14 protein-coding genes, 1 tRNA gene, 1 pseudogene and 1 riboswitch are annotated in these 12,820 nt (G+C 70.2%); of the genes and pseudogenes, 10 read left to right on the top strand and 6 right to left on the bottom strand.

All coding sequences use genetic code 11. The features are described from left to right. Positions 1 to 161: 161 nt before the first annotated feature. Positions 162 to 1,460 (bottom strand): PTS transporter subunit EIIC, encoded by a 1,299-nt coding sequence (locus ABT360_RS01350; RefSeq protein ID WP_351808872.1) that lies wholly within the window; start codon positions 1,458 to 1,460, stop codon positions 162 to 164. A 188-nt stretch (positions 1,461 to 1,648) separates the two neighbouring features. Between ABT360_RS01350 and ABT360_RS01345 the strand changes: the two genes are divergently transcribed. The 4 genes from ABT360_RS01345 (at position 1,649) to rdgB (ending at position 3,788) form a co-directional block, all read left to right on the top strand. Further along, positions 1,649 to 1,882, top strand: coding sequence for a PTS glucose/sucrose transporter subunit IIB (locus ABT360_RS01345; protein ID WP_351808868.1), 234 nt, complete (start codon positions 1,649 to 1,651; stop codon positions 1,880 to 1,882). A gap of 74 nt (positions 1,883 to 1,956) precedes the next feature. Then, on the top strand, positions 1,957 to 2,688 hold the full coding sequence (gene rph / locus ABT360_RS01340; protein WP_351808865.1) for a ribonuclease PH: 732 nt from the start codon (positions 1,957 to 1,959) through the stop codon (positions 2,686 to 2,688). 93 nt (positions 2,689 to 2,781) lie between these two features. After that, positions 2,782 to 3,165, top strand: a complete 384-nt coding sequence (locus ABT360_RS01335; protein WP_351808862.1) for a hypothetical protein — start codon at positions 2,782 to 2,784, stop codon at positions 3,163 to 3,165. A 20-nt stretch (positions 3,166 to 3,185) separates the two neighbouring features. After that, positions 3,186 to 3,788: an RdgB/HAM1 family non-canonical purine NTP pyrophosphatase gene (gene rdgB / locus ABT360_RS01330; RefSeq protein WP_351808859.1), complete on the top strand. Its 603-nt coding sequence runs from the start codon at positions 3,186 to 3,188 to the stop codon at positions 3,786 to 3,788. Between the two features lie 53 nt (positions 3,789 to 3,841). Here the strand turns inward: rdgB and ABT360_RS01325 are convergent. From ABT360_RS01325 to bcp, 3 genes and pseudogenes are all read right to left on the bottom strand, one after another. Beyond that, a tRNA-Leu gene (locus tag ABT360_RS01325) sits at positions 3,842 to 3,917 on the bottom strand. A 133-nt stretch (positions 3,918 to 4,050) separates the two neighbouring features. Beyond that, a pseudogene (locus ABT360_RS01320) lies at positions 4,051 to 4,603 on the bottom strand (MFS transporter); the annotation flags it as partial. Positions 4,604 to 4,715: 112 nt separating this feature from the next. Beyond that, positions 4,716 to 5,183 carry a thioredoxin-dependent thiol peroxidase gene (bcp, locus tag ABT360_RS01315; protein WP_351808856.1) on the bottom strand — a complete coding sequence of 156 codons (468 nt, stop codon included), beginning with the start codon at positions 5,181 to 5,183 and terminating at the stop codon, positions 4,716 to 4,718. A 121-nt stretch (positions 5,184 to 5,304) separates the two neighbouring features. Between bcp and ABT360_RS01310 the strand changes: the two genes are divergently transcribed. From ABT360_RS01310 to ABT360_RS01300, 3 genes are all read left to right on the top strand, one after another. Continuing rightward, positions 5,305 to 5,625, top strand: a complete 321-nt coding sequence (locus ABT360_RS01310) for a DUF3618 domain-containing protein (protein WP_351808854.1) — start codon at positions 5,305 to 5,307, stop codon at positions 5,623 to 5,625. Positions 5,626 to 5,680: 55 nt separating this feature from the next. Next, on the top strand, positions 5,681 to 6,019 hold the full coding sequence (locus ABT360_RS01305; RefSeq protein ID WP_351808851.1) for a GroES family chaperonin: 339 nt from the start codon (positions 5,681 to 5,683) through the stop codon (positions 6,017 to 6,019). 61 nt (positions 6,020 to 6,080) lie between these two features. Next, positions 6,081 to 6,149, top strand: a riboswitch (guanidine-III (ykkC-III) riboswitch). 40 nt (positions 6,150 to 6,189) lie between these two features. After that, the gene (locus ABT360_RS01300) at positions 6,190 to 6,510 is read left to right on the top strand and encodes a DMT family transporter (RefSeq protein WP_351808848.1); all 321 of its coding nucleotides are present in this window, start codon (positions 6,190 to 6,192) and stop codon (positions 6,508 to 6,510) included. Positions 6,511 to 6,658: 148 nt separating this feature from the next. On the opposite strand, the gene ABT360_RS01295 is transcribed toward ABT360_RS01300, so the two are convergent. Continuing rightward, positions 6,659 to 7,588 (bottom strand): ALF repeat-containing protein, encoded by a 930-nt coding sequence (locus tag ABT360_RS01295; protein WP_351808845.1) that lies wholly within the window; start codon positions 7,586 to 7,588, stop codon positions 6,659 to 6,661. A gap of 77 nt (positions 7,589 to 7,665) precedes the next feature. Further along, positions 7,666 to 10,047 carry a transglycosylase domain-containing protein gene (locus tag ABT360_RS01290; RefSeq protein WP_351808842.1) on the bottom strand — a complete coding sequence of 794 codons (2,382 nt, stop codon included), beginning with the start codon at positions 10,045 to 10,047 and terminating at the stop codon, positions 7,666 to 7,668. Between the two features lie 183 nt (positions 10,048 to 10,230). Between ABT360_RS01290 and ABT360_RS01285 the strand changes: the two genes are divergently transcribed. Genes ABT360_RS01285 through ABT360_RS01275 form a run of 3 tightly spaced genes read left to right on the top strand, consistent with a single transcriptional unit; the run spans position 10,231 to position 12,812 of the window. Further along, complete coding sequence (locus tag ABT360_RS01285) at positions 10,231 to 11,031, top strand: ABC transporter permease (RefSeq protein ID WP_351808839.1); 801 nt, start codon at positions 10,231 to 10,233, stop codon at positions 11,029 to 11,031. A gap of 40 nt (positions 11,032 to 11,071) precedes the next feature. Further along, a complete protein-coding gene (locus ABT360_RS01280) occupies positions 11,072 to 11,836 on the top strand; it encodes an ABC transporter permease (RefSeq protein ID WP_351808974.1) in 765 nt (254 codons plus the stop codon). Between the two features lie 7 nt (positions 11,837 to 11,843). After that, complete coding sequence (locus tag ABT360_RS01275) at positions 11,844 to 12,812, top strand: ABC transporter ATP-binding protein (RefSeq protein WP_351808836.1); 969 nt, start codon at positions 11,844 to 11,846, stop codon at positions 12,810 to 12,812. Positions 12,813 to 12,820 lie beyond the last annotated feature (8 nt).

Below are 12,820 nucleotides of genomic sequence, written 5' to 3'. Positions count from 1 at the left end.
GACGGCGGCGTCCTAAGGAAACGCGGCGCAACGCCGCGTGGTCTACACCATTAAGTGGTGTAGACCTGTTGTAGCACGGTGAGGGTTAGATAAGGAACTTGCGATTTGATAACGCCGAAGGGGCCCCTGGATCGGGGCCCCTTCGGTGGTGAGCGGGGCGGCTAGGGCTTGGTGGCGTCCGTCTCCACCTCGTCGGGTTCGCGGCCCGGCGTCTTGAGGTCGAATTTCGTGATCGCGAATCGGAAGATCGCGTAATACACCACCGCGAAGACGAGACCGATCGGAATGATCAGCCACGGTTTCGTCGCCAGCCCCCAGTTGATCACGTAGTCGATCAGTCCTGCCGAGAAACTGAAGCCGTCCTTGACTCCCAAGGCCCAGGTCACCGCCATCGAGACGCCGGTCAGCAGGGCGTGGACGGCGTACAGCGCGGGCGCGATGAAGAGGAACGAGTACTCGATCGGCTCGGTGATGCCGGTGACGAACGATGTGAGGGCCACCGAGAGCATCAGGCCGCCGACCTCCTTGCGGCGGTGCGGCTTGGCGCAGTGGGTGATGGCCAGCGCGGCGGCGGGCAGGGCGAACATCATGATCGGGAAGAAGCCGGTGGTGAACTGCCCCGCCTCCGGGTCGCCCGCGAGGAACATGCTGATGTCACCGTGCACGACCGTGCCGTCCGGCTTGGTGTACGTACCGAACTGGAACCAGACGGGCACGTTCAGGAACTGGTGCAGGCCGATCACCAGCAGCGCGCGGTTGGCCACGCCGAAGATGCCGGCGCCCCAGGCGTCCAGGCCCACCAGCCAGTCGCTGAAGTCCTCCAGGGCCTCGCCGACCGGCGGCCAGACCCACAGGCACAGCGCGGCGAAGGCGATCGCGACGAACGACATGATGATCGGGACGAGCCGGCGGCCGTTGAAGAAGCCCAGCCAGTCCACCAGCCGGGTGCGGTGGAACCGCTGCCAGAAGTAGGCGGTCAGCAGGCCCATCACGATGCCGCCGAAGACACCCGGATTCTGGTACGTGTACGCCGCGAAGGCGTCGTCCGCCCCCAGGCAGCCGCCGTTGACGTCCGTGGTGCCCGGGGGGCAGTCCTTGGGAAAGGCCCGCAGTACACCCCGGTAGACCAGGAAGCCCGCAACCGCGGCGAGCGCGGTGGAGCCGTCCGCCTTCTTGGCCATGCCGATCGCGACGCCGACGCAGAACAGCAGCGGCAGGCCCAGGTCCGCGTCGAGCAGGGCGCCGCCCGCGCCCGCCATCACCCTGGCGACGTTGTCCCAGCCCAGTCCGTCGGCGCCGAAGACGTCGGGCTGGCCCAGCCGGTTGATGATGCCCGCCGCGGGCAGCACGGCGATGGGCAACTGGAGGCTGCGGCCCATCTTCTGCAAGCCCTGGAAGACGCCGGCCCACCGCTTGGGCTTCGGTGCGGGCTTCGCGGGGGCCGCGCTGTCGGAGCTCATCGGCGTCCTCCCGGATACTGGTGTAGACCAGTTGCGATATCGTGGGCGCTGGTGATCGTCATCCTTCGGTACAACCGGGTAATGCGCCCGCGAAGATGGGCCAACCGTGCGTTACCGTGACGAAAGACCTAGGTGGGCCGAGCAGCGCTCAGTGCTCCGAAACGGCTCTTGGACGCAGGGAGAAAGACATGGCCAGCAAGGCTGAGAAGATCGTCGCCGGGCTCGGCGGCATCGACAACATCGAAGAGGTCGAGGGCTGCATCACCCGCCTGCGGACCGAGGTCAACGACCCCAACCTGGTCGACGAAGCCGCGCTCAAGGCCGCCGGCGCCCACGGCGTCGTCAAGATGGGCTCCGCGATCCAGGTCGTCATCGGCACCGACGCCGACCCGATCGCCGCCGAGATCGAAGACATGATGTGAGCCGAGCTCACCCGCAAGGGGCCCGTTCCGGTACCGGAACGGGCCCCTTGCGTTCGTAGGACTAGGCTCGTGCCATGTCTCGAATCGACGGCCGCACCCCCGAACAGCTCCGCCCGGTCACCATCGAACGCGGATGGAGCAAGCACGCCGAGGGCTCCGTCCTCATCTCCTTCGGCGACACCAAGGTCTTCTGCACCGCCTCCGTCACCGAGGGCGTCCCGCGCTGGCGCAAGGGCAGCGGCGAAGGCTGGGTCACCGCCGAGTACTCGATGCTGCCGCGCTCCACCAACACCCGCGGCGACCGCGAGTCCGTACGCGGCAAGATCGGCGGCCGTACGCACGAGATCTCCCGCCTCATCGGCCGCTCGCTGCGCGCCGTCATCGACTACAAGGCCCTCGGCGAGAACACCATCGTCCTCGACTGCGACGTCCTCCAGGCCGACGGCGGCACCCGCACCGCCGCCATCACCGGCGCGTACGTCGCCCTCGCCGACGCCGTCGCCTGGGCACAGGGCAAGAAGCTCGTCAAGGCCGGCCGCAAGCCGCTGACCGGCACCGTCGCCGCCGTGTCCGTGGGCATCGTCGACGGCACGCCGCTGCTGGACCTCTGCTACGAGGAGGACGTGCGCGCCGAGACCGACATGAACGTCGTCTGCACCGGCGACGGCCGCTTCGTCGAGGTCCAGGGCACCGCCGAGGCCGAGCCCTTCGACCGCAAGGAGCTCAACGCCCTCCTGGACCTCGCCACCGGAGGCTGCGCCGACCTCGCCGCCCTCCAGCGCGACGCCCTCGGCATCACGCTCTAGCAACCAAGGGCGCCCCCCGGGGCGTCCCTACCAGTACGGGCGTACGGGCCGAACCGTGCGCCCGTGTCCGCAGCCTCCGGGAGGACCCGTTCCATGCGCCGTCGCCGTACCGCCGCCCTCGCCGCCGCCACCGCAGTGCTCGCCCTCACCGGAGCGGTCGGCTGCGGCGCGCTCGACAAGGCCATGGACTGCGTCCAGGCCGCCGACTCCATCGCCACCAGCGTCGACAAGCTGAGCCAGGCCGTCTCCTCCGCGAGCAACGACCCCACCCAGCTCAACGAATCCCTCACCGAGATCGACAAGGAACTCGACAGCCTCAAGGACAAGACGGACAACGCCGATCTGTCCAAGGCCGTCGACGACCTCGGCAAGGGCGTCGACAGCGTGCGCACCGCCGTCCAGAACGGCGACACGACCCCCGACATCAAGCCCGTCACGGACGCCGCCACCGAGATCGGCAAGGTCTGCACGCCGTAACGCCCGGAGATACTGGGGGCATGACGCGCCTGATCCTCGCCACCCGCAACGCCGGGAAGATCACCGAACTGCACGCGATCCTCGCCGACGCAGGGCTCGACCACGAGCTCGTCGGCGCGGACGCCTACCCCGAGATCCCCGACGTCAAGGAGACCGGCGTCACCTTCGCCGAGAACGCCCTCCTCAAGGCCCACGCCCTTGCCCAGGCCACCGGCCTGCCCGCCATCGCCGACGACTCCGGCCTCTGCGTCGACGTCCTCGGCGGAGCGCCCGGCATCTTCTCGGCGCGCTGGTCCGGCCGGCACGGCGACGACCAGGCGAACCTCCGGCTCCTGCTGGCGCAGCTCTCCGACATCGACGACACCCACCGCGCCGCCCACTTCGCCTGCGCGGCCGCCCTGGCCCTCCCCGACGGCACCGAACGCGTCGTGGAAGGCCGCCTCCGCGGCACCCTCCGCCACGCGCCGTCCGGCACCGGCGGCTTCGGCTACGACCCGATCCTCCAGCCGGACGGCGAGACCCGCACGTGCGCGGAGCTGACCGCGGCGGAGAAGAACGCCATCAGCCACCGCGGCCAGGCCTTCCGGGCGCTGGTGCCGGTCGTCCGCGAACTGGTCGGCTGACGCCCTGTACGGCGACGGGCGCGACACCTGACCGGTGTCGTGCCCGTCGTCTGTGGGCCCGGTGGGACTCGAACCCACGACACACCGGACCTAAACCGGCGCCCTCTTGGCCAGCTGGGGTACGGACCCGCGACGCCTACTCTACTGGGCGCTGGTCGGCGCTTGTGAGTCGAGATCGCTTCGAGAAGGTCCTCGTCTGACTGTGACAGGACGGGCACAGGTAACGGAGATTTTCGCGGCGGTTGTCCAGGCGGTCGCCGTTGAAGCTGCCGAAGAACCCGCGCCGCTTGTCCGGGGCGTACTCGGCCATGAACGTCGACGCGCCGCCGTACTCACCGCCCGTCGAGAAGCCCTGCACGAGCCGGAAGAGGAGCAGCAGCACCGGGGCTCAGAAGCCGATCGACGCGTAACCGGGGATCAGGCCGATCGCGAACGTGCCGACCGCCATCAGGATCATGGTCAGCGCGAGGACCCTCTTGCGGCCGATCCGGTCGCCCATCGGCCCGAAGACCATGCCGCCCAGGGGGCGGATCAGGAAGGCCACGGCGAAGGTCGCGAAGGAGGACAGCAGCTGCACCGTGTCGTTCCCGGAAGGGAAGAGACATGGCCGATGGTGACGGCCAGGTAGCTGTAGATGCCGACGTCGAACCACTCCATGCGTTGCCGAGCGATGCCGCCTTCACGGCCCGCTTGACCGCCGCCTGGTCGGTGACGGTGATGTCGCACCGCCGGAGCTTGGGGTTCTTCCGCTGCTCGATGGTGCGGAACAGCTTGCGGTGGCGCCTGACCGCCGCTGGGTCGGCCGTGGCCGCCATGGGCCCGGTTCCTTTCCTGGACTTCAGGGGCTGAATCCAGGGGGAACGCCTGCTCGGGCATAGCTTTCGCAAACCGAAGCCCCGGTTGACTGGGACTTCGGTCACACGTCCGTCAGATGCCGAGATCCTTGATGATCTTGGCCACGTGGCCGGTCGCCTTCACGTTGTACAGCGCCCGCTCGACCTTGCCCTCCTCGTCCACGACGACGGTCGAGCGGATGACCCCCGTCACCGTCTTGCCGTACAGCTTCTTCTCGCCGAAGGCCCCGTACGCGGTCAGCGTCTCCTTGGACGGGTCGCCGGCCAGCGTGACCTTCAGGTCCTCCTTCTCGCGGAACTTCGCCAGCTTCTCCGGCTTGTCGGGCGAGATCCCGATCACGTCGTAGCCCGCGCCGGCGAGCACGTCGAGGTTGTCGGTGAAGTCGCAGGCCTGCTTGGTGCAGCCGGGCGTCAGCGCCGCCGGGTAGAAGTACACGATGACCTTGCGGCCCCGGTAGTCCGCCAGCGACACGTCCTTCCCGTCCGCGTCGGGCAGGGTGAAGGCGGGGGCGGTGTCGCCGGGCTGCAGTCGCTCGCTCATGATCTCTCTCCTGACTCGGACGTACGCGTTCAGAGCCTAATGGGGGTCTGGGACAGTCACCGGGCCCCTGAGCTGACAGACTGTCCACCACGGATTTGGACGGACCTACGGAGGCAGCGCGGTGTCGGAAGCCAGGACCCCTGCGCAGATCGAGGCGGACATCGTCCGCCGACGCGAGCAGCTCGCCGTCACTCTCGACGAGATCGGTGTGCGCGTGCACCCGAAGACGATCATCGGGGACGCGAAGGCCAAGGTGGCGTCCACGGTCGACCAGACCGCGGGGCGCGCCTTCGTCACCGTGAACCGCGTGGTGACCGATGTGAAGGGACGGTTCGTCTCGGAGGACGGCGCACCGCGCCTGGAGCGGGTGGTGCCGGTGGCCCTGCTCGCCGTCGGCGTGGTCGGGCTGCTCGCCCTGAGCGCCCGGAAGCGCAAGGGCTGACACGAGTCGTGACCCTCTGGCGTGCGGGGCGCGGCGGGGCAGGTAGGTTCGTGGCGTGAGCGAGAACACCCACGACAAGCTGCCCATCCGGATGCTGCACGACCGGGTGCTGGTCCGCACCGACACGCCCGAGGGCGAGAGGCGTTCGGGCGGCGGCATCCTGATCCCGGCGACCGCCGCCGTCGGCCGCCGGCTCGCCTGGGCCGAGGTGGTCGCGGTCGGTCAGAACGTCCGCACCGTGGAGATCGGTGACCGGGTGCTGTACGACCCCGAGGACCGCGCCGAGGTCGAGGTGCGGGGCGTGGCGTACGTACTGATGAGGGAACGCGACCTGCACGCGGTCGCGGCGGACCGTTTCGGGGGCTCCGAGGACTCGACCGGTCTGTACCTGTAGGGCAGCGCTGCGCAGCGCGTGTGAAAAGGCCTGGTGGCGGACGTCACCAGGCCTTCGTGCATGCGTTTTGCTAGCGTGGAGGGACCCCGACGAGACGCGCCGTACCGGGTTTCCGCAAAGACGACGCACCCCTTGTTCGTACGTTTTTCTCGCGTCTCGGAGGTGCCGTCATGGCCTGGGTCCTGCTGATCGTCGCCGGTCTGCTCGAGGTGGGCTGGTCGATCGGGATGAAGTTCACGGACGGTTTCACCCGGCTGTGGCCCAGTCTGCTCACCGGCGCCGGGATCGTGGCCAGCATGGTCTTGCTGTCCCAGGCCGCGAAGACGCTGCCGATCGGTACGGCGTACGGCGTGTGGGTCGGCATCGGCGCGGCCGGTGCGGCGGTGGTGGGCATGGTGGCGCTGGGCGAACCGGCGACCGCCGCGCGGATCTTCTTCGTCTGCCTGCTGCTGGTCGCGGTGGTGGGCCTGAAAGCCACCTCGGGGCACTAGGTCGTGTCCGGGCGCTCATGGGCGAGCCGGACGACCGGGGTTGCTGCCGTTCCCCGCGGGCGGCAGCCCTGGCCAGGACGCCGAGAGGCCCGCACCGTCCCGGTGCGGGCCTTTGACGCCTTTGCGGGGCGGACTCCCGGGATTCCGCTCAGCGCTTGACGGGCTTCGCGGGCGCGGGCTTCTTCGCCGGTGCCGGCTTCTTCTTCGCCGCCTCGTCCTTGGCGCGTGCCTCGTACTGGCCGATGTCCAGGAAGTGGTGCAGCTCCTCCGGGGTGCCCTTCAGGGCCTTCGCCGCCGCCGCCTTGACAGCGGGGCCGCCCGCTGCGGCGATCCGCGTGACGCGGGCCCGGTCGTCCGTGAGACGCGCCGCGTGCTGGCCGGAATCCAGGAAGGCCTCGATGGCCTGTGGCGTGTTGGCCCGCAAGGCCTTCTTGCCGGCCTCCTTCACCGACGGGCCGCCCACGCTGATGATCCGCGAGACCCGCACCTCGTCGTCCGTGAGGCGCTCCTGGTACTGGCCGGTCTCCAGGAAGCGGCGCACATCGTCCGCCGTGCCGTTCAGCGCCTTCTGGCCCGCCTCCTTCACGCCCGGGCCGCCCCGGTGGATGATCTGGGCGACGCGCACCCTGTCGTCTTCGAGCTGTGCCTCGTACTGGCCGGTCTCCAGGAAGCGGACGATGTCCTCCGGCGTGCCGCTCAGCGCCTTCTTGCCCGCTTCCTTCACCCCCCGACCACCGAAGTTGATGATCCGTGAGACGCGCACCCGGTCGTCCGTGAGGCGCTCCTGGTACTGGCCGGTCTCCAGGAAGCGGCGCATGTCCTCGGGCGTGCCGTCCAGCGCCTTCTGCGCCGCCTGGCGGACGCCGGGGCCGGTGTACGGGTTGGCCAGCATCTTGAGGATCGCGGCCCGGTCCTGCTCGGCGGGGGAGGCGTCCGCCGCCGAGGCGTCCGCGGGCGAGGCGGCCGGTGCCGGAGCGGCCGGCGCCTCACCTGCGGTGGCCATCGCCGGGACGGAGAACAGCAGAGCGGGGGTGATCGCCACCGCCGCGACCATGGCCGGGATACGGGCCAGCTTCATGCACACCTACCAACCGTAGAACGATCTTCACGTCATCTTCGAAAGCATGTCGATCTTGTGCGAATTCCGGCAGCAGGTCAAATGAGTTGAGGCCCCCGCCTCGGGCAGGCGCTCACCGGCCCGGGCCCGGCGGAGGCGGACCGCCGGGAGGGCCGGCGGGCATGCCGGGTACCGGGGCGGTGTCCGCGGGGCTGCCCGCGCCCGCGCCCGCGCCCGGGGCCGGGGCCGGGCGCCGTGCCGGTCCGGCCGCCCGCTCCTGGGGCGGCCTGCGTTCCGCCGGACCCGCGAGGGCCACGGAACCCGTCGTCACCGTCGTATCCGTCGTAGCCCTCCCGGCCGCGACCCGCCTGTGTGCCCTCGGGGTCCCAGCCGCCCGGGTCCTCGGGGTCCGCCGAGCCGGAGGGATCCGGTTCCTCCAGCTGCTCCTCCGCGCCCTCCGCCAGCACCAGGTCGAAGTCCCGCACCGCGCTGTCCTCCAGCGCCGCCCGCGTGTACTGGCCCCAGATCTCCGCAGGCGCCCCGCCGCCGTTCATGCGCTCCAGCCCCAGCGCCCCGTACAGCGGTTTCTGCGCTCCCGTGTCCGGGTCCTGGCCCATCACCGTGATCACGGTCGCCAGGTCCGGGGTGTAGCCGGCGAACCAGGCGGCCTTGTCGTGCTCCGCCGTCCCGGTCTTGCCCGCGGCCGGGCGCCCGGCCGCCTGGGCGGCGGTGCCGGTGCCGCCCTCGATGACGCTGCGCAGCATGGCCGTCGTCGTGTCGGCGGCCTCCCGGCTGATCACCTGCTCGCTCTTGGCGGCGGGCAGGGGCAGCGCCTTGCCGTCCTTCTCGATCTTCTCCACGAGCGCGTACCTGCCGTGCTTGCCGTGGTTGGCGAGGGTCGCGTACGCCTCCGCCATGTCCAGCACGCTCGCGGTGGCGGGACCGAGCGCGATGGAGGGGGAGGGGTTGAGGTCGGGCGTGTCGGCGGGGAGGCCCAGGTCGATGGCGGTCTGCTCCACCTTGGCCGGGCCGACGTCCACGGCCAGCTGGGCGTAGACGGCGTTGACGGACTTGTCGGTGGCGGTGCGGACGGTGATGGGGCCGTAGTCGACGTCGTCCTCGTTGCCCGGCGCGTACGGGCTGCCGGTCCAGCCCTGCACCTGGCGTTTGTTGGTGCCGTCGTAGCGGGTGTTGGGCGAGATGCGCTCACCGTCCTGGGTGACGGAGGCGTGGTGGACGGCGGCGGCGAACACGAACGGCTTGAAGGTGGAGCCGACCTGGTAGTCGCGGCGGGTCGCGTTGTTGACGAACTGCCGGGTGTAGTCGACGCCGCCGTACATGGCGACGACCTTGCTGGTGGCCGGGTCGATGGACACGCCGCCGACGCGTACGTAACGGTCCGTCTCATTGCCGTCGTCGAGCCGGGACGTGACCTGTTCGTCGACGGCCTGGGCGAGGGACTCCTGCTTGTGCTGCTCCAGGGTGGTGGTGATGCGGTAGCCGCCCTGGGCCAGGGTCTTCCTGTCGATGACGTTGCGCTTGGTGAGGTACTCCTCGACGGCCTGGACGATGTAGCCGCGCTGGCCGGACAGGCCGGTCGTGGCCGTGGCCTCCTCGGGGTCGGGGAAGGTGGTGGCGGCGCGGGCGGCGGGACTGAGCCACTTCTCCTTGACCATGGCGTCCAGGACGTAGTTCCAGCGCCCGATCGCCTTGGCGCGGTTCTCGGGGCGGCCGGCGACGTCGTAGGCGCTGGGGGCGTTGAGCAGGACGGCGAGGTAGGCGCCTTGAGCGGTCGTCAGGTCCTGGGCGTCCGTGCCGTAGTAGGCGCGGGCGGCGGCCTGGATTCCGTAGGCGTTGCGCCCGTAGAAGCTGGTGTTGAGGTACCCCTGGAAGATGTCGTCCTTGCCCTTCTCCCGGTCGAGCTTGATCGAGATGAAGAACTCCTTCACCTTCCGGACGAGGGTCCGTTCCTGGCCGAGGTAGTAGTTCTTGACGTACTGCTGGGTGATGGTGGAGCCGCCCTGGGTGCCCTTGCCGGTGAGCGTGTTCCAGGCGGCGCGCAGCATCGCCTCGGGGTCGACGCCGGGCTGGGAGTAGAAGTCGCGGTCCTCGGCGGCGAGTACGGCGTGCCGAACGCTCGCGGGGACCTGGGAGAGGCGTACGTTCTCGCGGTTGACGTCACCCTTCTGGGCGAGCGGGGTGCCGTCGCGGTACAGGAACACGTTGGACTGGGCCGTGGCGGCGGCGTTGGCGGGCGGGATGTCGACGAGGTGGTAGCCCGCGAAGAAGCCGCCGATCAGCAGCAGGGCGGTGAAGAGGAACGCGCCGAGGGTCATCCGCCAGGTGGGGAGGAGCCGTCTCCAGCCGGTGCGCTTCTTCCGCTCGGCGGGGCGGTCGGGGGTGGCGGGGGCTTTGGGTGTCGGCCCGGCGACGGTCGGGTCGCGGGGCTCCCAGCCTGGCTGCGGTGGCTCGTCGCTCATGATCTCCAGCCCGGTTCGTCCGATATGAGGGGTTTTGTGTAGTCCCTTCATAGTGCACGGCACACCCGCCCAACCCCGGCAACGGCAGCCGAAAACCGCTCGCGGGCGCGGATGGAGCCGGGCTAGGCTCCACGGCTTTGGTGTGTGCCGGCCGCTGGGCGCCGGCGCTGGGAGGAGCGCGGAATGCGGCTGTACGCGGCCGTGGCGGCGGGTGGGTTCCGGCGCTACGCGACGTACCGGGTGGCGACCGCCGCCGGGGTGTTCACCAACACCGTCTTCGGCTTCATCCTGGCGTACACCTATATAGCCCTCTGGGACGAGCGGCCGAACCTCGGCGGCTACGACATGGCCGAGGCGCTCGCCTATGTGTGGATCGGACAGGCGCTGCTGGCGACCTGCGGGCTGATGGGCGGCGGGTTCGAGGACGAGCTGATGGAGCGCATCAAGACCGGGGACATCGCCGTCGACCTCTACCGCCCGGCGGACCTCCAACTGTGGTGGCTCTCGGTCGCCCTCGGCCGGTCAGCCTTCCAGCTGCTCGGCCGCGGGGTGGCGCCCATGGCCGTCGGGGCCCTCGCCTTCGACCTCGCCCTGCCCGAACATCCGCTGACCTGGCTCGCCTTCCTGGTGTCGGTGGCGCTGGGTGTGGTCGTGAGCTTCGCGGTCTGGTTCCTGGTGGCGCTGAGCGCGTTCTGGCTGATGGACGGGGCCGGGGTGGTGCAGGTGGCATGGCTCTCGGGGACGTTCTTCTCCGGGATGCTGCTGCCGCTGACCGTCTTCCCCGGGGCGCTGGGCGAGGTGGCGCGGGCGCTGCCGTGGGCGTCGCTGCTCCAGGTGCCGGCGGATGTGTTCCTGGAGAAGCGGACGGGGTGGGAGCTGATGGGGACGTACGCCTTCCAGGCCGGCTGGGCGGTGGTGCTGCTGGCGGCGGGACGGGCGGTCCAGGCTGCGGCGACCCGGCGGGTGGTGGTCCAGGGTGGCTGAGGTGGGTGCGGGGCTGCGCGCGTACGGGCTGATCGCCGCGATGTGGGTGCGGTCGACGATGACGTACCGCTTCTCCTTCGCCATGACGTTGCTGTCCAACTTCACGGCCACCGGGTTCGACTTCGTGGTCATCCTGCTGATGTTCAGTCAGGTGGACGGCCTGGGCGGCTTCTCGTTCGCCGAGGTGGCCTTCCTGTACGGGACGACCGGCACCGCCTTCGGGCTGGCGGACCTGGTGCTCGGTCAGGTGCAGCGGCTGGGGCGGCGGGTGCGGGACGGGACGCTGGACACGCTGCTGGTGCGGCCGGTGCCGGTACTGGCGCAGGTGGCGGCGGACCGGTTCGCGCTGCGGCGCGTGGGGCGGGTGATCCAGGGGCTGATCGTGCTGGTCTGGTCGCTGCTGCTCCTCGACGTGGCGTGGACGCCGCTGAAGGTGGCACTGGTGCCCGCGATGGTGGTGAGCGGGTGGCTGATCTTCTCGGCGGTGATGGTGGTGGGCGCGGCGTTCCAGTTCTGGGCGCAGGACGGCTCGGAGGTCGCCAACGCGTTCACCTACGGCGGGAACACCCTGCTCCAGTACCCGCCCGTGATCTTCGCGCAGGACCTGGTGCGCGGGGTGGTGTACGTGGTGCCGCTCGCCTTCGTGAACTGGGTTCCGGCGCTGTATGTGCTGGGGCGCGAGGCGCCGGCAGGGCTGCCGGGTTGGGCGGCGTTCATGTCGCCGGTGGTGGCGGCGGTGTTCTGGATGGTGGCGGGGCTGGCATGGCGGGTGGGGATTCGTTCGTACCGGAGCACGGGGAGCTGAGTTTTTCTTGGACACCGATTTCATCGAACTGGACGGCGTCGAGAAGGTCTTCGACGTACGCCGCAAAGCCGGCCGCTTCCGGCGCGAGAGGCACCAGGTCAGGGCGGTCGACGGGATCAGCTTCCGCGTCCCGCGCGGCGAGATGGTGGGCTACATCGGGCCCAACGGCGCGGGGAAGTCGACCACCATCAAGATGCTGACGGGCATCCTCACCCCCAGCGGCGGCCGGCTGCGGGTCGCCGGCATCGACCCCTCCCGCGACCGGACCCGGCTGGCCCGGCGCATCGGGGTGGTGTTCGGGCAGCGGACGACCCTGTGGTGGGACCTCCCGCTGCGCGACTCGTACCGCCTGGTCCACCGCATGTACCGGATCCCGGACGCCCGCTTCCGCGAGAACCTGGAGCGGTGCGTCGAGCTGCTCGACCTCGCCGAGCTGCTGGAGGTGCCGGTCCGTCAGCTGTCACTGGGGCAGCGGATGCGCGGTGACATCGCGGCGGCGCTGCTGCACGACCCGGAGGTCCTCTATCTGGACGAGCCGACGATCGGCCTGGACGTCATCTCCAAGGCGAAGGTGCGGGAGTTCCTCCGGGACCTGAACGCCGAGCGCGGCACGACGGTGCTCCTCACCACGCACGACCTGACCGACATCGAGCAGCTGTGCAAGCGGGTGATGGTCATCGACCACGGGCGGCTGATGTACGACGGGCCCCTGGGCGGGCTCCACGAGGTGGGCGAGAGCGAGCGGACGCTGGTGGTGGACCTGGAGCGGGAGCTGCCGCCGATCGCCGCGGACGGCGCCCGGGTGGTGAAGGTCGACGGGCCGCGGCAGTGGCTGGCCTTCCCGGCGGCCCGGTCGGCGGCACCGCTGGTGGCGCGGATCGCGGCCGAGTACCCGTTGGTGGACCTGTCGGTGCGGGAGCCGGACATCGAGACGGTGATCGCCAAGATGTACGCGGAACGATCCGCGCGCCTCTGACGGCACCC

Origin of the sequence: Streptomyces sp. NPDC000229, assembly GCF_040300825.1 — a bacterium.
Lineage (GTDB): Bacteria > Actinomycetota > Actinomycetes > Streptomycetales > Streptomycetaceae > Streptomyces.
Note: the sequence above shows the minus strand (reverse complement) of the source record. Positions and strands in the feature narration are given on the sequence as shown.